The 21,051-nt window shown below is 69.6% G+C and carries 16 protein-coding genes; 10 read left to right on the top strand and 6 right to left on the bottom strand.

The features are described from left to right. Position 1: 1 nt before the first annotated feature. Together ACFW0G_RS17375 and ACFW0G_RS17370 are read left to right on the top strand one after the other, a co-directional pair. Entirely contained in the window at positions 2-430 is a 429-nt protein-coding gene (locus ACFW0G_RS17375) for a heat shock protein transcriptional repressor HspR (RefSeq protein ID WP_378326299.1), read from the top strand. Between the two features lie 228 nt (positions 431-658). Further along, entirely contained in the window at positions 659-2,146 is a 1,488-nt protein-coding gene (locus tag ACFW0G_RS17370; RefSeq protein ID WP_378326298.1) for an MFS transporter, read from the top strand. A gap of 314 nt (positions 2,147-2,460) precedes the next feature. Here ACFW0G_RS17370 and ACFW0G_RS17365 read toward each other — a convergent pair whose 3' ends face one another. The 5 genes from ACFW0G_RS17365 to ACFW0G_RS17345 all read right to left on the bottom strand — a co-directional run bounded on the left by ACFW0G_RS17365 (position 2,461) and on the right by ACFW0G_RS17345 (position 7,298). After that, positions 2,461-3,036, bottom strand: coding sequence for a DUF305 domain-containing protein (locus ACFW0G_RS17365; protein WP_378326297.1), 576 nt, complete (start codon positions 3,034-3,036; stop codon positions 2,461-2,463). Beyond that, positions 3,021-3,782: a lytic polysaccharide monooxygenase gene (locus tag ACFW0G_RS17360; RefSeq protein ID WP_378326296.1), complete on the bottom strand. Its 762-nt coding sequence runs from the start codon at positions 3,780-3,782 to the stop codon at positions 3,021-3,023. The genes ACFW0G_RS17365 and ACFW0G_RS17360 overlap by 16 nt, the downstream gene beginning before the upstream one ends. 141 nt (positions 3,783-3,923) lie before the next feature. After that, positions 3,924-4,625 (bottom strand): dienelactone hydrolase family protein, encoded by a 702-nt coding sequence (locus ACFW0G_RS17355; protein ID WP_378326295.1) that lies wholly within the window; start codon positions 4,623-4,625, stop codon positions 3,924-3,926. 65 nt (positions 4,626-4,690) lie between these two features. Further along, positions 4,691-5,794 carry a globin domain-containing protein gene (locus ACFW0G_RS17350; protein ID WP_378326294.1) on the bottom strand — a complete coding sequence of 368 codons (1,104 nt, stop codon included), beginning with the start codon at positions 5,792-5,794 and terminating at the stop codon, positions 4,691-4,693. 328 nt (positions 5,795-6,122) lie between these two features. Then, the gene (locus tag ACFW0G_RS17345) at positions 6,123-7,298 is read right to left on the bottom strand and encodes a globin domain-containing protein (RefSeq protein ID WP_378326292.1); all 1,176 of its coding nucleotides are present in this window, start codon (positions 7,296-7,298) and stop codon (positions 6,123-6,125) included. Between the two features lie 342 nt (positions 7,299-7,640). On the opposite strand from ACFW0G_RS17345, the gene ACFW0G_RS17340 reads away from it, so the two are divergent. From ACFW0G_RS17340 to ACFW0G_RS17320, 5 genes are all read left to right on the top strand, one after another. After that, on the top strand, positions 7,641-8,147 hold the full coding sequence (locus ACFW0G_RS17340) for a MarR family winged helix-turn-helix transcriptional regulator (protein ID WP_378326291.1): 507 nt from the start codon (positions 7,641-7,643) through the stop codon (positions 8,145-8,147). Positions 8,148-8,179: 32 nt separating this feature from the next. Further along, positions 8,180-10,267 carry an MFS transporter gene (locus ACFW0G_RS17335; RefSeq protein WP_378326381.1) on the top strand — a complete coding sequence of 696 codons (2,088 nt, stop codon included), beginning with the start codon at positions 8,180-8,182 and terminating at the stop codon, positions 10,265-10,267. A 115-nt stretch (positions 10,268-10,382) separates the two neighbouring features. After that, positions 10,383-11,570 (top strand): MFS transporter, encoded by a 1,188-nt coding sequence (locus ACFW0G_RS17330; RefSeq protein ID WP_378326290.1) that lies wholly within the window; start codon positions 10,383-10,385, stop codon positions 11,568-11,570. A 115-nt stretch (positions 11,571-11,685) separates the two neighbouring features. Then, positions 11,686-14,280: an ATP-dependent chaperone ClpB gene (clpB, locus tag ACFW0G_RS17325; RefSeq protein WP_378326289.1), complete on the top strand. Its 2,595-nt coding sequence runs from the start codon at positions 11,686-11,688 to the stop codon at positions 14,278-14,280. Between the two features lie 419 nt (positions 14,281-14,699). Next, entirely contained in the window at positions 14,700-15,506 is an 807-nt protein-coding gene (locus tag ACFW0G_RS17320; RefSeq protein ID WP_378326288.1) for a hypothetical protein, read from the top strand. Between the two features lie 40 nt (positions 15,507-15,546). Here ACFW0G_RS17320 and ACFW0G_RS17315 read toward each other — a convergent pair whose 3' ends face one another. Next, entirely contained in the window at positions 15,547-16,728 is a 1,182-nt protein-coding gene (locus tag ACFW0G_RS17315; RefSeq protein WP_378326287.1) for a hypothetical protein, read from the bottom strand. Between the two features lie 68 nt (positions 16,729-16,796). Here ACFW0G_RS17315 and ACFW0G_RS17310 point away from each other — a divergent pair, with 68 nt between their 5' ends. The 3 genes from ACFW0G_RS17310 to ACFW0G_RS17300 all read left to right on the top strand — a co-directional run bounded on the left by ACFW0G_RS17310 (position 16,797) and on the right by ACFW0G_RS17300 (position 21,050). Beyond that, the gene (locus tag ACFW0G_RS17310; RefSeq protein ID WP_378326286.1) at positions 16,797-17,561 is read left to right on the top strand and encodes an SDR family NAD(P)-dependent oxidoreductase; all 765 of its coding nucleotides are present in this window, start codon (positions 16,797-16,799) and stop codon (positions 17,559-17,561) included. A gap of 76 nt (positions 17,562-17,637) precedes the next feature. After that, complete coding sequence (locus ACFW0G_RS17305) at positions 17,638-18,393, top strand: ABC transporter ATP-binding protein (protein WP_378326285.1); 756 nt, start codon at positions 17,638-17,640, stop codon at positions 18,391-18,393. Continuing rightward, positions 18,393-21,050, top strand: a complete 2,658-nt coding sequence (locus tag ACFW0G_RS17300) for an ABC transporter permease (protein WP_378326284.1) — start codon at positions 18,393-18,395, stop codon at positions 21,048-21,050. The genes ACFW0G_RS17305 and ACFW0G_RS17300 overlap by 1 nt, the downstream gene beginning before the upstream one ends. Position 21,051: the final 1 nt, after the last annotated feature.

Genomic DNA, 21,051 nt, shown 5'->3' with positions numbered 1-21,051 from the left:
GATGTTCGGCGGACTGCCCCACGGCGCGGACGAGGACACGCCGGTGTTCGTCATCTCGGTGGCGGCACAGCTTTCCGGCATGCACGCGCAGACCCTGCGGTCGTACGACCGCCAGGGTCTCGTCTCCCCCGGCCGGACCTCCGGTGGTGGTCGGCGCTACTCGATGCGGGACATCGCGCTGCTGCGCGAGGTGCAGCGGCTCTCGCAGGAGGACGGCGTCAACCTCGCGGGCATCAAGCGCATCATCGAACTGGAGAACCAGGTCGACGCGCTCCGCTCCCGGCTCGCCGAACTGACCGAAGAACTCGCGGCCGCCTACGCCGCGGCGGAGCGCAGCGTCGCGGCGGTGCACGCTTCGTACCGGAAGGATCTGGTGCCGTTCCAGCCCCAGACCTCGCTGGTCGTGTGGAAGCCAACGAAACGCCGGTAGATTCCGGCTTTCGGCGCGGATGGGGCGTCCGGTCCTCGTGACCGGGCGTCCCATTCTTTCGTACCCGGTTCACCTCGGCCGAAGTCCGTGATGTCCGCCGCAAGGTCGTGAACGGTCCGCTGAGGATGTTGTAGTATCCGGATATCGGGGTAGAAACGTGCTCCCCGGGAGCACGCGCATACGCGGTATCGAGCGATCCGTCACTCCTTCACCTCGAAGGAGTGCGCAATGCATCCCCCTGTTCATCGACAATCCCGCGCGACGCCGAGTACCCCTCGGTCGCTGGTCGAGGTTTGGCCTGCGCTGGCCGGGCTCTCGGCCGTGTTCCTGTTCGAGATGCTCGACAACTCGGTCCTCAATGTCGCGTTGCCGACCATCGGCCGTCAGCTCTCCGCCTCGACGACCACCCTGCAATGGGTGACCGGGGCGTATTCCGTGGTGTTCGGCGGGCTGATGCTGGCGTTCGGAGCGCTGGCCGACCGCGCCGGCCGCCGCAAGGTCATGCTCGTCGGCCTCGTGCTGCTCGGCGTGGCGAGCCTGGCCACGATGTTCGTCACCGTCGCGTGGCAGCTCATCGCCGTCCGGGTGCTCATGGGTGTCGCGGCCGCGATGACGACGCCGGGGTCACTCGCTCTCGCGTTCCGGCTGTTCACCGATGACAAGCTGCGCGTGCGCGCGACCACGCTGATCTCGACGGTGGGCCTGGTCGGTCTCGCTGTCGGCCCCACCGTCGGCGGTTTCGTGCTCACCTTCGCGCCGTGGCAGGTCCTGCTGCTGGCGAACGCGCCGGTCGCCGCGCTCGCGTTCATCGGCATTCGCGTCGGTATCCCCGCCGATGACCCCGCCGACCTGCACCGTGATCCGATCGACGTCGCGGGCGCTGTCCTGGGTACCGCGACGATCGTCCTCGCGCTTCTCGCCCCCACGTTCTTCGTCGAAGCAGGCGCCGCCTCGGCGCTGCCCTGGGTCGCCACCGCGGCGGCCCTCGTCGTCGGGACCTGCTTCGTCATCCGCGAGAAGACCGCCCGGCACCCCTTGCTCGACCTGAAGCTCGTCGCGCGCCCGCTCGTGTCCAGTGGTCTGGCGCTCAAGGCGGCGGCGGGACTGGCCACGGCCGGGCTCAGTTACCTCGTGACACTGCAGCTTCAGCTCGATCTGGGCTGGACACCCGCCCAAGCGGCCATCGGGATGCTGCCCCAGGTCGTCGTCCTGATCGCCGGGGGTGCGCTCATCAGTCCCCTGATCACCCGCGTCGGGCTCACCAAGGCCGCCTGGCTCAGCGCCGTCGCGGTCGTGTGCGGACTCGCCGTCTACACGGCACTCGGCAGGCTCGGCTACGTCTGGATCGCCGCCGCACTCGTCCTCGTCGCGGCGGGTATGCGCGTGGTCGGTGTCGTGGCGGGCAACAATGTGATGCGTGGCCTGCCGGAGAACCGCACCACCATCGGAGCCGCGCTCATCGATACCGCCAGCGAGGTCACCACCGGGATCGGCATCGCCCTCAGCGGCACCATTCTGGCGGCGATCTTCCCCGGCGCGCTGACGAAGGCCGTTTGGAGCGCCCAGCAGACCGTCGACTTCGGGGACGCGATCACCTACGCGGGTCTCGCGCTCACCCTGTTGTCCGCGACTCTCGTGGGATGGGGCATCGTCCGCGGTCCTCGTGCCGAGAGCGACGTGCCCGCATCGTCCACTCCCGACGCGACAGACGCTTAGAGCGGCCCTTGAGGCGGTCCTGATGTCCTCGATGACGCGTACGACCGCGGCGTCTTCGGGCATCGCCTCCGCACGAACGGACCGTTCGTGCGCCTCGAAGTCCGCGAATGCCACATTGAGGGAATCAGAGTCCCTCAATGTGGCCTCCACGGACACGATTCCCGTGCCGCGCCGTTTCCACGGGAACCGTCCGTTGTGGACAACTAGTGCCCTGCGCTGTCGAAGTCGGGGTTTTGTCGGTGCCGGGCGATAGAATGGTGCAGGGACGTCCCCCAAGGGCGGGTGGGGGGTGCCTTGGTGGTGGGGCAGGGGCGTCAGGTGGTGTAGCCGAGGAGCTGCTTGATCTCGGCGGTGCGGGATTCGACGATGCGGTGGGCCAGATCGCGGGCGGCGGGGTTCTTGCCTGTCGAGGTTTCGGTCTGGGCCATTTCGACGGCGTTGTGCTGGTGCCCGGCGAGGATGTCGAGGAATCGGCGCTCGAAGTCCTTGCCGGGAGCGGACTTCAGCGCGCCGACCAGATCGGGGTCGGTCATCCGCATGCCACCGTGTGCCGCGTGCGCACCCGCGTCGGCCGTGGCGGGCTGGCCCCAGTCACGCAACCAGCCCTTCATGCCCTCGGCCTCGGACCGTTGCGTCGTCTCGATCGCCGCGGCGAGTTCGGCGACCGCCGGGCGCACCGGATGGTCACGCGCCAGCCGGACGATCTCCACGCCCTGCTCGTGATGCGGGATCATCATCTGCAGGAACATCACGTCGGCGGCGTTGAACTCCGGCGCGCTCGACGGCGTGCGTACCGGTGGTGGGGCCGCCGCGCCCCCGGAACATCCGGTGAGCACCAGAAGCGCGACAGCCAAACCCAGGAAGAGCCGGAACCTCACAGTTTCTGCCACAGCGCGGGCGTGCTCGACGGTTCCCAGCCGGGCAGCGCGGTGTGGGCCTGGAGGCATTTGTACGTCGCGCCGTTGTAGGTCACTTCGGCGCCCGGCTGATACGCCGTGCCCGCGGTCCACGTGCCACCGGTGGGTGGCGTCGTGGGCGTCGTGCTCGGCGGTGTCGTCGGAGGGGTGGTCGGGGGTGTCGTCGGCGGAGTGGTGGGCGGAGTCGTCGGGCCGCCACCGCCGATCTGCAGGTCGACGCACGCGTAGAAGGCATTGGCCGTGTCGGCGATGTTCCAGATGGCGAGCAGCTTCTGCCTGCCGGTGAACGAGCCCATGCTCACGGTGTGCTGCACGGTCGCGCCCGGCTGCCTGCCGTGGTCGTCGAACACCGCGAGCCGCGTGCCGCCGATGTAGTACTCCCAGGTGCTGGTCGCGTGCCGCGCGGTCAGGACCCAGTTGAACGACACCGAGTTGCCGACCGACGTCGACGGCCACGGCTTGGATTCGTCGTCGAGTTCGGAGAAACGGCCGACACCGCCGCTGCAGCTGCGCAGGCCCTTCGGCCCTTCGACGCTTTGGGGCTCATAGATGATGTCGCCGCAGTTCGGCACCTTGCCCTGTGCGCACATCGCCTGCCTGCTCGGCGGCGAGGAGACGTAGCCGTGCGCGCTGGCGATGGTCGCCGGCAGGGCCACCACGATGAGCGGGGCGAGTGCGGCACCGGCCGCGGCCGCCCCGAGTTTGTGCTTCCACGTCATATCGGCTCCTCGAACAGCTCTGTTCCAGAGGGCGAAGCGTTTCCGTCTCTTGGCGGAAGACGTGGTCTAGACCATAGAAGTAAACGCATACAGTGGTCAACGAAGAGCCACTGAACGGCCGTTCGCGCAGGTCCGAACGGCTCACTCCGTTCGGACGAGGTGCTCGTCGAAGAACGCGGTCACCCGGCGCCACGCGTCTTCACTGGACGCCTCGTGGTAGCCGAACCCGGCCACCTTGATCAACGCGTTGAGCGGGCCGAGCCGGAACTGGTTCGCGAAGCTGTGCCCGGCTTCGGGATATTCCTTGACGTCGTGGGGAATCCCGGCTTCGGCCAGTTTCACTTCGAGCTTGGCGGCGGCGCCGCGCAGGCTGACGTCCTTCTTGCCGAAACTCGCGACGACCGGGCAGGCGCCGTCCAGGACGGAGAGGTCCTTCGGCAGCATTCCGTAATAGGGTGCCGACGCGTCGAATTCCCGGGTCGCCGCGATCAACGCGAATCCGCCGCCCATGCAGAACCCCACGACACCGACCTTGCCGGTGCAATCCTCCCGCGCGGCGAGCAGTTGACGCGAGGCTTCGATATCGTCGAAAGCGCGTCCTTGCTGCGCGAAAAGATTTTGGAAAACGCCTTTCACGCAGCGGACGAGCCCGCCGCGCGAGTACATGTTCGGGCTCAGCGCGAGATAGCCCTCCGCGGCGAACCGATCGGTGATGTTCCTGGCGTCCTGCGAAAGGCCCGTCACGTCGTGGATGATCACGACGGCCGGATGCGGGCCGTCGCCTTTCGGCTCGGCGAGGTAACCGTCGATGGGGCCGCCCGGTGCGGGGACGCTGATCTCCATGTCGCGACCTTAGGCCGAAACCGCCGGTTTCGCCATACCCACGGTATCCGGAATGCGCGGACACTTCAGTCCAGCGTGAACGGGTCGTAGGAGATCCGCTCCAGCTCGGTGCCCGTCGCCAGCAACTGGGCGATCGTGGCGCGGATCATCGGCGGCGATCCGGACACCAGGATGTCGTGGGTGTTCCACGCACCGCGCTGAGTCACCGCGGTGGCCAGCGATCCCCGATCGCCACCGGGCACCGCGCCCTCTTCGGTCACCGGGGTGATGGTCAGCCACCTCGCCGTCGCGGCCAGCTTGCGCAGATCACCCAGCGCGTAGAGGTCTCCTGGTCTTCGACCGCCGAAGAACAGGTGGACGCGCGGGTTGTGCTTCCAGCAGGACAGATCGTCGAGAATGGACAGCAGCGGCGTGATCCCGGTGCCGCCGCCGATCATCAGCAGCGGTCGCGGCCGGGCGGACGGCTGGACCGACAGCGAGCCCATCGAGGGTCCGATCCGCCACACCTCGCCGGGCCGGGTGTGGTGCACGATCGCGCGGCTCACCCAGCCGCCGGGGACGGCGCGGACGTGGAACGTCAGGATGCCGTCGTTGCGCGGGGCTGTGGCCGGGGAGAGGTAACGCCACAACCGCGGCCGGTGCGGGGTTTCGACGCTCACATAGCCGCCGGGGTGGTACGGCAGCGGCTCGGCGGTCCGCAGCCGTACCAGTGCGACGTCGCGGGTGAGCCTGCGGTGTTCGACCACCGTCGCGGACCACCACGACGGTCCGGCTTCGGCCGCCGCTGCCTCCCGCATGGTCTTCGCGATCAGTCCGTACGCCGTGGTCCATGCGGCCTCGATCTCGGCGGTCCAGCGGTCTTTGAGAAAGCGTTTCAACGCCGCGACGAGTGCGGTCCCGACGGCGTCGTAGTGACGTTCCAGCACGTCGAACTTGCGGTGGTCGCGGCCCAGTTGGCGCAGGAAGGTGACCAGCTCGTCCGGCCGGTCGACCATCTGGACGATGTAGACCAAGGCCCGCAGCAGTCTGTCGCGCTGGACGGTCATGGTGATCGGGAACAGCGCCCGGGTTTCCGGCGCGATCGTGAACAGCACGCCGTAGAAGTACCGCGCGACTTCGTCGGCTTTCGGCTCGACCGCGGCGAAACTGTCGCGGACGAGTCTTGCCATCCGCTGGCTTTCGGCTGCCGGAACCGGTGGCAGAGGTGTTCGGGCATACGTCATCGGCTCAATCATCGGGAACGGGTATCTCCAGTTCTGACAGGCATTCCTGCGATCCAACGCATCGCATCCGCGGTGCCCGCCCCCGAGCTTTCCCGACCCTATGCCCATTCCCCGGAAAAGACGCGGAATTGGCGTACTTCCGCTCGAACGGAGCAATTTCGACACGCCTCGTCAACCCCGAATGTCGCTGAGTGAAAACGATCTTTCGAGGTTTTTTGTTGGCACGACAGGGTTTTCACCGGGTAAGAACCGGCGAATTGCGTGCGGTGCCGGCTCAGTCGATGGTGAACGGGTCGTACTGGATCTGGTCCAGCGCGCTCCCGGCGACGAGCATCCGCGACACGGTCGCGCGGATCATCGCCGGTGACCCCGCGACCAGGATGTCGTGGCCCTCCCACGCGCCGTAGCGGGTGACGGCCTCGGCGAGCGTGCCCTGCTCGCAGCCCGGCGCGTCGTCACCGCGTTCGACCACCGGCGTGATGGTCAGCCACGGATTGGTCGAGGAGAGCGCGCGAAGCTCGTCGAGGTCGTAGAGGGAGTCGCGGGTCGGGCCGCCATAGAACAGTCGCACCTTCGGGTTCTCGCCCCACAGCGCGAGGTGGTCGAGAATGGACCGCAGCGGCGCGACGCCGGTACCGCCCGCGACCATCACGACGGGGCGCCCGCTTTCCCGGTCGATCGCGAGCCTGCCCAGCGGCGGCCCGAGCCGCCAGACGTCCCCGGGCTGCGTGTGGCTGACGATCGTGCGGGAGACCCAGCCGCCGTCGACGGCGCGGACGTGGAACTCGATGCCGCCGTCCTCACGCGGCGCGTTCGCCGGGGACAGGTAGCGCCACAGCCGCGGCCGCTGCGGCACCTCGACGCTCATGTACTGCCCTGGCAGATACGGCACCGGGTGCTCGGGCATGACCCGCACCAGTGCGAGGTCCCAGGTGAGCCGCCGGTGTTCGAGCACGGTGGCCTGCCACGACGCCGGGTTCGCGTCGGCCGCGGCCGCCTCCTGCATCGCGCGCGCGACGATGGTGAACGCCTCGGCCCAGGCGCGCTCGACCTCCGGGGTCCACTCCGGACCGAGATGGTTCTTGAGCGAAGCGAGCAGCGCGGTGCCGACCGCTTCGTAGTGGCGCGGCACGACGCCGAACTTGCGATGGTCCCGGCCGAGCTGCCGCAGGAACGGCACGAGGTCGTCCGGCCGGTCCACCATCTGCACGATGTGCACCAGCGCGCGCACCAGCCTGCCGCGCTGTACCTCCATGTTGATCGGGAAGAAGTCGCGGGTGGCGGGCGCCAGCGTGAAGAGCATCCCGTAGAAGAACTGCGAGATCTCCGGGATGAACGGTTCGGACTTCTCCCAGGTGACCCGGATGAGCCGCACCATGGCGGTGACGGCGGGCGGGGCCTCCCGGGGGGTGGAGGAGCGTGGGAGCGGGCTGACCGAATCGGCTGTCATGGGCAGGTATTCGCTGGTCGGGAGTGCGGGCGAGCAGGGTGGCGACTATTCACGAACTGCCCGAGGGTGAAGACGGCAATTCTCGCCGTACTGGAACGCCAGGGGGCCTCCGGAGGAATCGACCACTACTCCACCTCTTCGATTGAACCGGGCCACACCGATCGCGGTTCGTGGCTCGTCCGCAGAGTAGCCGCCAAGCGGCTCTTTGCCTGCATCGTTGCTCCGGACGGGTGTATCGCCGGGACACGGACGTGGGGCAGCTCACCGGGTCGATAGTTGTGCTACGCAACCTTCTGGAGATATAGTTGTATGGCGCAACCAAGTGAGGGTAGGGAGACTCCGATGGGCAGCACGACCGAGGGTGAGGACGTCCGGCTGGAGCTGGTGCGCGAGCTCAGGGCCGCCGCCCTGATCCAGCACGCCTGGATCATCCAGGCCTGGAAGACTCAGCCCGACCTGCACCCCGCCGCCGTCATGCTCCTCTCGGACCTCGCGAAGTCCGGCGAGGCGCGGCCGTCCGAACTGGCGAAGCGCCGGTTCGTCGACCTCTCGGTGATCAGCAGGCAGGTCGCGCAGCTGCGCGAGGCCGGGCTGATCGACCGGCGTCCCGCCCCCGACGACGGCCGCGCGACGCTCATCAGCGTCTCCGAACGCGGTCACGCGGAGCTGGGGCGCTGGCGGGCCACCTATCTCGAATTCATGAAGAACGCGCTGGACGAGTGGGACGAGGAGCGGATCACCACCCTCACCACCGGCCTGGCGGAGCTGAACGACGCCCTGCGGACGACGCTCGGTGCTCCCGGAGGCTGTTTCGCCGCGGCGGACAAGGAGAAAGTGAGCAAGGAGTGAGCACGATCGATTCGCAGGCCGGTGGGCAGGAGATGTCCCACCGGCAGATCATGAAGGCTTTTTCCGGACTGCTGCTGGCTTTGCTGGTGGCGATGTTGTCGTCGACGATCGTGTCCAACGCGCTGCCGACGATCCTCGCCGACCTGCACGGCACGCAGGGCGAGTACACGTGGGTCGTCACCGCGATGCTGCTCACCTCGACCGCGACGACGCCGATCTGGGGCAAACTCGCCGACCTCTTCAGCAAGAAGCTGCTCTACCAGCTGGCGATCGCGATCTTCACGATCGGTTCGGTCCTCGGCGGCATCGCGCAGTCGATGCCGGAGCTGATCGCCTACCGGGCACTGCAGGGCATCGGGCTCGGCGGCCTCCAGGCGCTGGTCCAGATCGTCATCGCCGCGATGATCCCGCCGCGGGAACGCGGCCGCTACTCCGGTTACATCGGCGCGGTGATCGCCGTCGCGACCGTCGCCGGCCCGCTGGTCGGCGGCCTGATCGTCGACTCGCCGCTCGGCTGGCGCTGGTGTTTCTGGGTCTGCGTGCCGATCGCGGTGATCGCGTTCGTCGTGCTCGGCAGGACGCTGCGGCTGCCGGTGGTCAAGCGCGAGGTCAAGATCGACTGGTTCGGTGCGACCCTGCTCGTCGGCGGCGTCGCCCTGCTGCTGGTGTGGATCTCCTTGGCGGGCAAGAACTTCGCCTGGGTTTCGTGGTCGACGCTGGCCTATGTCGGCGGCGCGGTGCTCGCGCTGGGGCTGGCGGTGTTCGCCGAGACGCGGGCCGCCGAGCCGGTGGTACCGCTGCGGCTCTTCCGGAACCGGACGTTCACCCTCGCCGTGCTGGGTTCGCTCGCGGTCGGCACCGGGATGTTCGGCGCCTCGGTGTTCCTCGGCCAGTACTACCAGCTCGCGCGCGGTTTCACGCCGACGCACGCCGGCCTGATGACCATGCCGATGCTGCTCGGGCTCGCGGTGTCCTCGACGGTCGCGGGCCAGATCATCTCCCGCACCGGCCGGACGAAGCAGTTCATGGTGCCGGGCGCGGTCCTGCTCGTCGCCGGGCTGTTCCTGCTCTCCACGATCGACCACGCCACGAACCTGACGCTCATGGGCGGCTACCTCGCGCTGGTCGGCGTCGGTGTCGGGCTGCTCATGCAGAACCTGGTGCTGGTCGTGCAGAACGGCGTCGGGATGAAGGACATGGGCTCGGCCTCGTCGGTGGTCACGTTCTTCCGCTCGCTCGGCGGGGCGGCCGGGGTGTCCGCGCTCGGTGCGGTGCTCACCTCGCACGTCTCCACGAGCATCGCGGAGTCGCTGGCGAAACTCGGTGTCCCGGCGGGGGCGGCCAAGGGCGGGGGCACGCTCGACATCAAGTCGCTGTCCGGGCCGATGCAGACGATCGTGCACACCGCGTACGGCGACGCGATCGGCAAGGTCTTCCTCATCGCCGGCTGTATCGCGGTGGTCACGCTCGTCGCCGTGCTGCTGATGAAGGAGGTCCCGCTGCGCCGGTCGCTGGACGTCGAGACGGTGGTCGTCGACGAGGTTGTCGAGCGGACACCGCTGGGGACGTCCGTCTCGATTTCGGTTTCGCACCTGCACGGCAGGGTGTTCGGGACGAACGGACGGCCGGTGGAGGGCGTCGTCCTCACTCTCACCGACGCGTCCGGACGGCAGGTCGACCTCGGGCACACCGGTCCCGGCGGCGAGTACCGGCTGACCGCGCCGGGCCCCGGTGATCACGTGCTGCTCGCGACCTCGGACGCGATCCGGCCGCAGGTTTCGACCGTGCGGCTCGACGAGATCCCGCTGCGGCACGACTTCCTGCTGGAACGCACCGGCGGTCTCGGCGGCAGGGTCCGCACCGCGGGCAGGCACGCGGCGGTCGCGGGCGCGGTGGTGACCGTGACGGATGGTCAGGGCACGGTCGTCGACTCCACGCACGCGGGCGGCGACGGCTGGTACGGGATTTCGGGTCTCACGCCGGGGGCGTACACGCTCACGGTGGCCGCGCCGGGGCACCAGCCGCTCGCCGGGGCGTTCACCGTCGGGGCCGGAAGCCGGACCCGATACGACGTCGAACTGGCACCGGTCCCGCGTGTCGGAGCACGCCGCGCGGGCTGAACACGAAAGGGATTCCCGGTAGCACGCGAAGTGCTACCGGGAGTGTCATTTACGCTGGAAAAAGGCGGCTTTCGGACCTGCCTCCGCACCGTTTTCCGGCAGTAGCGTTTGGCGCGTGACAGGTGTCCGGGCGGCGCTGCTGTGCGCGCTGGGTATCGACAATTTCGGCTCGGGACTATTCCTTCCCCTGGCGCTCGTCTACGTGACGCGGGTGGTCGAACTGCCGCTCGCGGTGGCCGGGACGGCCGTCACGGCGGGCACCCTCGCCGGCCTTCTCGTACCGCCGGTCGCCGGGCGGCTCGTCGATCGGATCGGGCCACGCTCGGTGGTCGTCGGCGCTCAGCTCGTCCAGGCCGCGGGGCTGCTGTGCTACCTGCTGGCCGGCGGCTTCGGCATGGTCGTGCTCGCCGCGGTGCTCCTCACGACAGGTCAGCAGCTGTTCTACAGCTCGCTGTACGCGCTGATCGCGCAGGTCGCCGGGGACGTGCCGAAGGACCGGCCGTTCGCAGAGGCCGGGATGGTGCGGGCGGGCGCGTTCGGCCTTGGCGGGGTGGCCGCCGCCGTCCTGCTCACCGGCATCGAGCAGGACGGCTACCGGATCGTGGTCGCCGCCGACGCCGTCAGTTTCGGTGTCGCGGCGCTGATCCTGGCGGTGTTCGTGCGCACGGTGCCGCCGCGGCGCACCCGGCGGCGGATGTCCGCGCGGGTCTGCCGGAACCGGCCCTACCTGGCGTTGATCGTGTTCAGCGGACTGTTCGGGCTGTCGCTGGACTTCTTCCTCGTGGGCACCCCGGTGTTCGTGCTCGAGCAGCTGCGCGGACCGGTCTGGCTGCCCGGCGCCATCCTGGCCCTGCTGACCGTGTTGACCAGCGTCGGCGGGACGTACGCGCTGCGCCTGACCCGCTGCCTGAGCCGGATCGCCGCGATGCGGCTCGGTTCGGCGTTGTTCGCTGCGTGGTGCGTTGTCAGTCTCGGCGTGCTGCTCCTGCCCTCAGGCTGGGAGGTGCCGTACCTGCTGGCGGCGACGCTGGTGTTCGCGGCGGGCGATCTCGTGTTCGGCCCGCGCTCCGGGGCACTGGCCGAGGCCGCGGCGCCACCCGAGGCCAAGGGCCGCTACCTGGCCGCTTTCCAATACGCGTTCACCGTCGCCCAGGTGCTGGCCCCGGCCATCGTCGCGCTCTTCGCCGTCGCCGTGTGGTTACCCTGGGTGCTGGTCGGGATCTGCGCCTGCCTCGCCGTCGCCGGGCTCGGCAGGCTCGGCCCCCGGTTGCCCGCGCACGCCGTACAACCAATTCAGAGTTGAGCGGAACAGACTCAAGTTTCCTGACGTTATACCTGTCGAGAGGCATCGCGATCTGCGGTGACCAGGACTTTTGACCAGACTACGCACGAAGCAGTACCCGAGCACGAGGTGAGGGATGGACGCTTTCAACCCGACCACGAAGACCCAGCAGGCGATTTCCTCCGCGGCGCAGGCGGCCACGATGGCAGGCAACCCGCACGTTGCGGCGGCACACCTGCTCGGCGCCCTGCTGGCGCAGGGTGAGGGGCTCACCGCGCCGCTGCTGACCGCGGTCGGGGCCGACCCGGAGCAGGTGCACAAGGAGCTCGAACCGATCATCGGCGCGTTGCCCTCGGCGACCGGGGCGACGGTGTCGACCCCGCAGTTCGACGCGCCCGCCGTCAAGTCGCTTTCCCGCGCGCAGCAGCTCGCGACCGAACTCGGCGACGAGTACGTCTCGACCGAGCACCTGCTCGTCGGGCTGGCCACCGAGGGTGCGCAGGTCGCCGACCTGCTGCGCCGCCACGGCGCGACGCCGGACGCGCTGCGCGAGGCGTTCGCCAAGGTCCGCGGTTCCGCGCGGATCACCAGCCCGGACCCGGAAGGCACGTTCAAGGCGCTGGAGAAGTACGGCGTCGACCTGACCGCTCGGGCCCGTGCGGGCGAACTCGACCCGGTGATCGGCCGGGACACCGAGATCCGCCGCGTCGTGCAGGTGCTTTCGCGGCGTACCAAGAACAACCCGGTGCTGATCGGCGAGCCGGGCGTCGGCAAGACGGCCATCGTCGAAGGGCTCGCGCAGCGCATCGTCGCCGGTGACGTGCCGGAGTCGTTGCGTGGCAAGCGGGTCGTGGCGCTGGACCTCGGTTCGATGGTCGCCGGCGCGAAGTACCGCGGGGAGTTCGAGGAGCGGCTCAAGGCCGTGCTCAAGGAGATCACCGACTCCGCGGGCGAGGTCATCACGTTCATCGACGAGCTGCACACCATCGTCGGCGCCGGGGCGACCGGCGAGGGTGCGATGGACGCCGGGAACATGATCAAGCCGATGCTCGCACGCGGCGAGCTGCGGATGGTCGGCGCGACCACACTGGACGAATACCGCGAGCACATCGAGAAGGACCCCGCGCTGGAGCGGCGGTTCCAGCAGGTGCTCGTCGGCGAGCCGTCGGTCGAGGACACCATCGGCATCCTGCGTGGCCTCAAGGAGCGGTACGAGGTGCACCACGGTGTCCGGATCACCGACGCCGCGCTGGTGTCGGCCGCGGCGCTGTCCGACCGCTACATCACCGCGCGGTTCCTGCCGGACAAGGCGATCGACCTCGTGGACGAGGCGGCGTCGAAGCTGCGCATGGAGATCGACTCGCGGCCGGTGGAGATCGACGAGGTCGAGCGCGCCGTGCGGCGGATGGAGATCGAGGAGATGGCACTGTCCAAAGAGGACGATGCCGCCTCCCGTGAGCGGCTCGCCGCATTGCGTGCCGAACTGGCCGAGAAGCGCGAAACGCTGACGGCGCTGACCGCGCGCTGGCAGAACGAGAAGGGCTCGATCGAGAAGGTCCGCGAGCTGAAGGAGCAGCTGGAGCAGCTGCGCGGCGAGTCGGAACGGGCCGAGCGCGACGGTGACCTCGGCAAGGCCGCCGAGCTGCGGTACGGCCGGATTCCCGTGCTGGAGAAGGAGTTCGAGGCCGCGACGGCCGCGAGCGAGGTCAGTCAGCAGAACGTCATGCTTAAAGAGGAGGTCGGCGCGGACGATGTCGCCGACGTCGTCAGCGCGTGGACCGGCATCCCGGCCGGACGGCTGCTGGAGGGCGAGACGGGCAAGCTCCTGCGCATGGAAGAGGAGCTGGGCCACCGCGTGATCGGGCAGGAGGAGGCCGTGAAGGCGGTGTCGGACGCGGTACGCCGCGCCCGCGCCGGGGTCGCCGACCCCGACCGGCCGACCGGTTCGTTCCTGTTCCTCGGCCCGACCGGCGTCGGCAAGACCGAGCTGGCGAAGGCGCTGGCGGAGTTCCTGTTCGACGACGAGCGCGCGATGCTGCGGATCGACATGAGCGAGTACGCCGAGAAGCACTCGGTGGCCCGGCTCGTCGGCGCGCCGCCCGGGTACGTCGGCTACGACCAGGGCGGGCAGCTGACCGAGTCCGTCCGCCGCCGTCCGTACTCGGTGGTGCTGCTCGACGAGGTCGAGAAGGCGCACCCGGACGTGTTCGACGTGCTGCTGCAGGTACTCGACGACGGCAGGCTGACCGACGGCCAGGGCCGCACGGTGGACTTCCGCAACACGATCCTCGTGCTGACCTCGAACCTCGGCTCGCAGGCGATCGCCGACGCGTCGCTCGACGAGCGGCAGCGGCGGGATGCCGTGCTTTCGGTGGTGCAGCGGCAGTTCAAGCCGGAGTTCCTGAACCGGCTGGACGACATCGTCGTGTTCCACGCGCTCGGCACCGAGCAGCTGACGTCCATTGTGGACATCCAGATCGCTCGGCTGGCGTCGCGGCTGGCGCAGCGCCGGTTGCACCTGGAAGTCACCGACGGTGCCCGCGAATGGCTGGCGCTCAACGGTTTCGACCCGATCTACGGTGCCCGTCCGCTGCGGCGGCTGGTGCAGTCGGCGATCGGTGACCAGCTGGCCAGGAAGCTGCTCTCGGGCGAGATCCGGGACGGCGACACCGTGCGTGTCGACCTGCCGGACATGGAAGCCTCCGACGCGCTGACCGTCAGCAAGGTCTGACGCGCTCCGTCCGATTGGGCTGTGAAGGACTCCTTGCCGGCGCTGGACGCCGGTAAGGAGTCCTTCACGGATCCCGGCGCGGGTGCTGCACCGGAGGCATGTCGCGAAGGGGCCATTGTGGACGTTGAACGTCCTGAACGGGCCATTCGTGACCTCGGCACAAGCCGGACCGGGCCCAGCGGCGGCAGCGCATGTCCCCAACGGCGCGTTCGGGACGTTCACCCTCCCCTGCGCGTCGTTCTGGACACCAGGCGCTGACAGCGTTGTCACCGCCTCCCGCGAACGTCGCGTTTTCATCCGGATGGAGCAGTGCGTCTGGCGCTCCGGAACGGCGGCGGCGGGCGATTGGCTCGAAAGGGGCGGCGCGACACGGCGCGGGCGATCATCTCTCGCGGGTCGAGGGCGATACCCTGACCTTCGTGGGTATTCCTACGTGGATCTGGTTCGTCATCGCCGCCGTCGCGCTGGTGGCGGGTCTAGGGCTGCTCGCCGCCGACCGGGCGAAGGAGGGCTCCCGCAACCGGGAGCGGATGCGCTGGGCCCAGCTGCGCGGCTGGCAGTTCGTCGAGGAGGACGAGCGGTTGCCGCGGCAGTGGTCCGGCGGTGCGATCGGCTACTTCGGCGCGGACGCCGCGGTCAACGTCGTGGCAGGCTCGACCTTCACCTCCGACGGCCGCCGCCCGGTGTTCATCTTCGACATCGAGTCGGAGGGGCAGATCCCGGCGGTCGTGGTGGCGGTGCGCTGCAACAAGGTCCACCGGATCCCGATCGAGATGTGGCTGTCCAGCGTGCCGTTCCAGCGCGCCGACATGCCCGAGATGCTCGGCCCGATCGGCCAGCGCTACGCGTTCGCCGACGACGCCGAGGGCGCCCGCCAGGTCATCACCCAGGATCTTGTCGACGCCGCGGACCAGCTCGGCGGCGACGTCGGCGTGGCGTGGCTGGAGAACGAGTGGGTGCTCGCCAGCGTCGTGCCGAACGCGGGCCCGTCGCGGCTGGAGCGGCTGCTGCGCGACCTCGGGGAGATCGCCGACATCGTCGACCCGTTCGACGAGGAGGCCTACGACAGCTCCGGCGGCCGTCACTGGCAGCCCGGTGACACCGGCCAGCAGCCTGCCGTGCCCGCGCAGCCGCAGCAGCAGACCCCGGCGCCGGTCCCCCCGGCGGCGACCCGGCAGTTCCAGACCCCCGAACCGCGCTCGCCAGAGGACCGCCCCGGCTCCTGACGGGGCCCGACGATCGGGGCGCTTGCCTCAGCGGAGCGGGCTACAGCGTCAGTGCGGGTGGCGAGAGGTCGACAGGCGGCTGATCGGCGACGCCGGCGCTCAGCGACTGGACCCGTGTCGCGTGCGGCTGGTCCGGCAGGACGCCGCGCACCGACGTCGTCGTCCCGCCCTGCACCCGCATGACGTGTTCGATGCCGAGGTCGCCGCTGATCGAGTCGGTCAGGTCACCGTCGACGCGAGGCGGGGTCTCGTCGGTCGAGGCCCGGTTGGCGAGATTCGCCGCCTGGGTGGAGCCGACGTTGCCCGACACCGACCCGGCGTGACCGCCGAGCACGTGTGCCTGCTCATAGGTGCCGTTGGTGATCCCGGCGAGGCGCTGCGACAGCGTGCCGGACTTCGCGGCGGTGAGCGTGCCGCTGAACTGGCCGCGTCCATGTTGCGCCGACGTCGTGCCGAACGCCGCGACCTCGCCGAAATCGACGGCCTGCCCGGAGGAACGGGCGCCGTCGAGACTGCCGCCGAGGTCGCCGGCGAACCGGCCTTCACCGGAAGGGCCCGTGTCGAGCGTGGCCGAACGGGCGAGGCCGGAGTCGAGCCGCTCGGCGTTTTCTGTCAGCAGATCGGTTCTTTCCGGGAACCAGACGCCATGGCGGCTGGATTCCCCGGCGCCCAACAGACGCCGTTCCTCTTCGTGCGTGCGCGCGGCACCGGCGGTGGAGTCGACCGAAAGGGCGCGCGTTTCCGTCCGGCGCAGCCATTGGTCGTTTCCCGCCGACGCCACCAGTTTCCCGAGCCGCGCCATGTGGACCTGGCTCTGCCGGGCGCCTTGGCTGTCGTCGGTCGTCCGCGACGTGCCGGGCGCGCCGCGGGGGTCGGTGACGGTCGTGTCGCGGTCTTCGTGACTGCCGCCCGCGGCGTGCCGGAGGTCCGAGACGACGCTCGCGGCGCCGACCTGCTTGCGGTACACGTCATGGCGGACGACGTCGACCGAGCCGTGGGACGCCGAAGTCCTGGCGTCGGAGTTCGACGTCAGGTCGCGGGTGATGCTGCTGTCGTGCTGGTGATCCAGCGGGAGCGGCAGGAGATCGAGGGGAAGGGTGGCGGCTTCGGCGGGGGCGATGAGTGCGGTGGTGGCAGGGGCTGCGAACAGGAGAGCGAGTGGTGCGGCACCGGCAGCGACCTTGGGCAGATAGGGCGCTTTCCGCTTGGTGTGCTTACCCATGCGCGGACCATACGACGCCACGCCGATGACCGCACCTTATGGCCTGACCTGGGGGTATGTTCACCCACATGACCACCACCGCCGTGATCACCGGAGCCACCGCGGGCATCGGCGCGCAGTTCGCGCGCACGCTCGCCGCCGAGAAGTACGACCTGGTGCTCGTCGCCCGCGACACCGAGCGCCTCGCCGCGTTCGCCGGAGAAATCACCGAGCGCCACGGCGTCAACGTCGAGGTCCTGCCCGCCGATCTGTCCGAAGTGGACGGACGGGCGAAGGTCGAGGAGCGGCTGACGAGGCCGGTCGACCTGCTCGTCAACAATGCGGGATTCGGGCTCAACGGGGATTTCTGGACCATTCCGCCGGACGCGCTGCAACGCCAGCTCGACGTCAACGTCACCGCCGTGCTCAGGCTGACCAGGGCCGTGCTGCCCGGGATGATCGAGCGCGGTCGCGGAGATGTGATCAACGTCAGCAGTGTCGCGGGGTTCTTCAGTGGCCGCGGCTCGACGTACACCGCGAGCAAGAACTGGGTCACGTCCTTCACCGAGGGCATCGCGGCGTCGTTGCCGCCCGGGGTACGGATGATCGCGTTGTGCCCCGGCTTCACGAACACCGAGTTCCACGAGCGTGCCGGGATCGACAAGCCGGGGCCGAAAGCCTTCTGGCTCGACGTCGAGCAGGTCGTCACGGAGGCACTCGCCGATCTGCGCCGTGGCAAGGTGATTTCGGTGCCGAGCCTGCAGTACAAGGCCCTCGTCGCGATCGGCGGGCTGCTCCCGCGCGCGGTGCTGCGCCGGGTCAGCGGCGGCTTCGGCGGCAAGGGACGCACCTGAGGTAGGGCCGTCCCTACCTCGCGAAGGCGCGCTGGCACCAGGGTCAAACCCCACCGCGCTGTCTAGCGTTTCCGCCATGAGAACTGGGTGGAACGGGACGGGCGACGCGGTGCGGCTGGAGGCCGTCCGCAAGGACTACGGAAACGGCGTCGTCGCGCTCGGCGGGGTCAGCCTCGCCTTCCCGCGTGGTGAATTCACCGCGGTCATGGGGCCGTCGGGATCGGGCAAGAGCACGTTCCTGCACTGCGCCGCCGGGCTCGACCGGCCGACCTCCGGCACGGTCACGCTCGACGGCCAGGACCTCGGCGGGCTCGGCGAGACGCGGCTGACGAAGCTGCGCCGCGACCGCGTCGGGTTCATCTTCCAGGCGTTCAACCTGCTCCCGGCGCTCACGGTCGAGCAGAATGTCGTGCTGCCGCAACAACTCGCGGGCCGCCGCCCGGATCGCAGGCTGGTGAGCCACATTCTGGAGCGCGTCGGCCTCGCCGGACGGCGCCGCCATCTGCCCGGCCAGCTTTCCGGTGGTCAGCAGCAGCGGGTCGCCATCGCCCGCGCGCTCGTCACCGATCCGGCGGTGGTGTTCGCCGACGAGCCGACCGGCGCGCTCGACACTCGCACGGCCGCGGAAGTCCTCGCACTGCTGAGGGAATCCGTTCGGGCCAGCGGCCAGACGGTGATCATGGTGACGCACGACCCGGTCGCCGCGTCCTATGCCGATCGCGTGATTTTCCTTGCGGACGGCCGGATCGCCGGTGAACTGCCGAGGCCGACCGCGGACGCCGTCGCCGAGCGCATGACGCACCTGGGTGCCTGGGCGGCGGTGGGTGCCTGATGCTGCGGCTCGCACTTCGCACGCTCCGCCTGCGCAAGGGTGGTTTCCTCGCGACGTTCGTCGCGGTGTTCTTCGGCGCGGTGCTGGTTTCCGCGTGTGCCGGGCTGATGGAGACCGGGATCCGCTCGGAGGCGCAGCCGCAACGTCTCGCGGGCGCGCCGATCGTCATCGGCGGGCAGCAGAGCATCGACATCGCCCGTGAGGACCCCGCCGAATACGACGCCACCAAAGGCAAGGACCTGAAGACCCGGACGGGCACGCTGCCCGAGCGCGTCCGGCTCGATGCCGGGCTCGTCGACCGAGTCCGATCCGTTCCCGGCGTGACCGATGCGGTCGCCGAGGTTTCCTTTCCCGTCACGCTCCCCAAGGCGGCCGATGTCCTTGGCCACGCTTGGAATTCCGCCACGCTCACGCCGTACGCGCTGACTTCCGGCACCGCGCCCGCACCCGGCGAGGTCGTCCTCGACGCCGGTCTGGCGCGCAACGCGGGACTGTCCATTGGGGACCGTATCGACGTCGCCGCGCACGGCAGTGCGAGCGGGTACCGGGTCGCCGGGATAGCCGCGGCGCCGCGTGCGATGACGCAGTCCGCGTTGTTCTTCGCGTCTTCCGACGCCGAACGGCTTTCCGGACATCCCGGCCGTGTCGACGCGATCGGCGTGTTCGCGACCCGGGACGTCGATGCCGTGGCAGCGCGCGTCAACAACGTCGTCCGGAACGCGAACGCGGTGGTGCTGACCGGCGTCGACCGCGGGCAGATCGAGTTCCCCGAGGCGAACGCGAGCGGCGAGAAGCTGATCGTGCTCTCCGCGGTTACCGGCGGATTGTCGGTGACGGTCGCTATCTTCGTCGTCGCGAGCACGTTGGCGCTGTCCACCCAGCAGCGGCAGCGTGAACTCGCCCTGCTGCGTGCCATCGGTACGACACCGCGTCAGCTGCGGCGGATGGTGCTCGGCGAGGCGCTGGTCGTCGGGCTGCTGGCCACCGCGCTCGCCGCGGTGCTCGGCCCGCTCGTCGGCGGGCAGTTGTTCGAGCAGCTCGTGGCGAACGACGTCGTGCCGTCGGTGGTGGCGTTCCACCAGGGCTGGCTGCCCGCCGTCGTCGCGTCGGGCGCGGCGCTGCTGTCCGTGGTGCTCGCGTCGGTCGTCGCCGGGTATCGGGCGGGCCGGATCCGCCCGACCGAGGCGCTCGCCGAGTCCGCCGTGACTGTGCCGATCGTTACTAATCCGACCACAGTCACGGCCGAACGGCTTCGTAAGAACGGTTACGTGCGGCGCGGGGGGCGGCCTACTTTTGGCCGGATTAGTAACGCCCGCTGGGTCACGCCGACGCGCGTCATCCTCGGTGCGTTGTGCTTCGCGGGTGGCACCGCGCTGGCGATCGTCACCGTGGCCGTGATGAGCGGTCCGGTCGCGGCGAGCACGGCCGGTCCGGCGGTGATGTTGTGGGCGATCGGGGTCGCGACGATCAGCCCCGGCGTCACGAAGGTGACGGCCGCGCTGCTGCACGCGCCGGTGAAGCTGCTCAGCGGTATCAACGGCTGGATGGCGCTGCGCAACACCCGCGTCGGCGCGCTGCGCGTGTCCGGCGCGGTCACCCCGATCATGCTCGCGGTCGGCATCGCCACCGGGAACATCTACCTGCAGACCACGCAGGAAGCGGTGTCGAACCAGGCGTTCACCGAGGATCTGCGTGCCGACGCCGTCGTCAGCGGTCCCGGCGGCGTCGCGCCGGAGTTGGTGCGGCGTGTCCAGGATGTTCCTGGTGTGGCGGGCGCTTCGGAGTACGTGACGAGTTCGGTGTACGTCGAGAAGCCGTACGAATCCGGGCAGAACGACGAGGGCTGGCCGGTCGTCGGTCTGACCGCGAAGGGCGCCGCGCAGACCACCGCGACGCAGGTGACCGCGGGCGGTCTCGACGCGTTGTCGGGCAACACCGTCGCGGTGCCCGCGAAGCTCGCCGCGGACCTCGGCCGGGGCGTCGGCGACAGCATGACGTTGCGGCTGGGCGACGGCGCCCGCGCCGACGTCCGGATCGTGGCCCTGCTGACGCAGCGGCCGGGCTTCGAGAACTTCGTGCTGCCCGCGGAACTGGTCGCCCCGCACACGACCGCGGGCCTCGCGCCGCAGCTGCTCGTCCGCGCCGCCCCCGGTGTCGACACGGCCACACTGACCACGCGGGTGCGAGAGGCGACCACGGGTTTTCCGGTGCGGGTCGGCGACCGCGACGCGCTGATCGCCGCGCACACGAAGGGCAACGAGGTCGGCGCGTGGGTCAACTACCTGCTCGTCGGGATGATCATGGCCTACACCGTGATCTCCGTCGTGAACACGCTCGTGATGGCGACCATGCGGCGGCGCCGGGAGTTCGGCCTGCAGCGGCTGTCCGGGTTCACCCGGGCGCAGGTGCTGCGCATGGCGGGCATCGAGGGCGGGCTGACCGCGTTCATCGGGATCGTGCTCGGGACCGTCGTCGCGGCCGGGTCGATCGTGCCGTTCTGCCTGGTGGCGAGTGATTCGCTGCTGCCGTCCGGTCCGGTGTCGATCTACCTCGTGGTGATCGGGCTGGCCGCCGCGCTGGTGCTCGCCGCGACGTTCGTCCCGGCCTGGTTCGCCACGCGCGGCCGGCCGGCCGAGGCCACGGCCATCGGTGAGTGAC

It is taken from the genome of Amycolatopsis sp. NPDC058986 (genome assembly GCF_042741125.1).
Classification (GTDB): Bacteria; Actinomycetota; Actinomycetes; order Mycobacteriales; family Pseudonocardiaceae; genus Amycolatopsis.
The sequence above is the reverse complement of the archived record's forward strand: the minus strand, read 5'-3'. Positions and strand labels throughout refer to the sequence as shown.

Excerpts from the sequence above, each read along its gene's own strand:
- ACFW0G_RS17375 (WP_378326299.1), top strand. The coding sequence starts at position 2 with ATGTTCGGCGGACTGCCCCACGGCGCGGACGAGGACACGCCGGTGTTC.
- ACFW0G_RS17370 (WP_378326298.1), top strand. The coding sequence starts at position 659 with ATGCATCCCCCTGTTCATCGACAATCCCGCGCGACGCCGAGTACCCCT.
- ACFW0G_RS17360 (WP_378326296.1), bottom strand. The coding sequence starts at position 3,782 with ATGACGTGGAAGCACAAACTCGGGGCGGCCGCGGCCGGTGCCGCACTC.
- ACFW0G_RS17355 (WP_378326295.1), bottom strand. The coding sequence starts at position 4,625 with ATGGAGATCAGCGTCCCCGCACCGGGCGGCCCCATCGACGGTTACCTC.
- ACFW0G_RS17350 (WP_378326294.1), bottom strand. The coding sequence starts at position 5,794 with ATGGCAAGACTCGTCCGCGACAGTTTCGCCGCGGTCGAGCCGAAAGCC.
- ACFW0G_RS17345 (WP_378326292.1), bottom strand. The coding sequence starts at position 7,298 with ATGACAGCCGATTCGGTCAGCCCGCTCCCACGCTCCTCCACCCCCCGG.
- ACFW0G_RS17340 (WP_378326291.1), top strand. The coding sequence starts at position 7,641 with ATGGGCAGCACGACCGAGGGTGAGGACGTCCGGCTGGAGCTGGTGCGC.
- ACFW0G_RS17335 (WP_378326381.1), top strand. The coding sequence starts at position 8,180 with ATGTCCCACCGGCAGATCATGAAGGCTTTTTCCGGACTGCTGCTGGCT.
- clpB (WP_378326289.1), top strand. The coding sequence starts at position 11,686 with ATGGACGCTTTCAACCCGACCACGAAGACCCAGCAGGCGATTTCCTCC.
- ACFW0G_RS17315 (WP_378326287.1), bottom strand. The coding sequence starts at position 16,728 with ATGGGTAAGCACACCAAGCGGAAAGCGCCCTATCTGCCCAAGGTCGCT.
- ACFW0G_RS17310 (WP_378326286.1), top strand. The coding sequence starts at position 16,797 with ATGACCACCACCGCCGTGATCACCGGAGCCACCGCGGGCATCGGCGCG.
- ACFW0G_RS17305 (WP_378326285.1), top strand. The coding sequence starts at position 17,638 with ATGAGAACTGGGTGGAACGGGACGGGCGACGCGGTGCGGCTGGAGGCC.
- ACFW0G_RS17300 (WP_378326284.1), top strand. The coding sequence starts at position 18,393 with ATGCTGCGGCTCGCACTTCGCACGCTCCGCCTGCGCAAGGGTGGTTTC.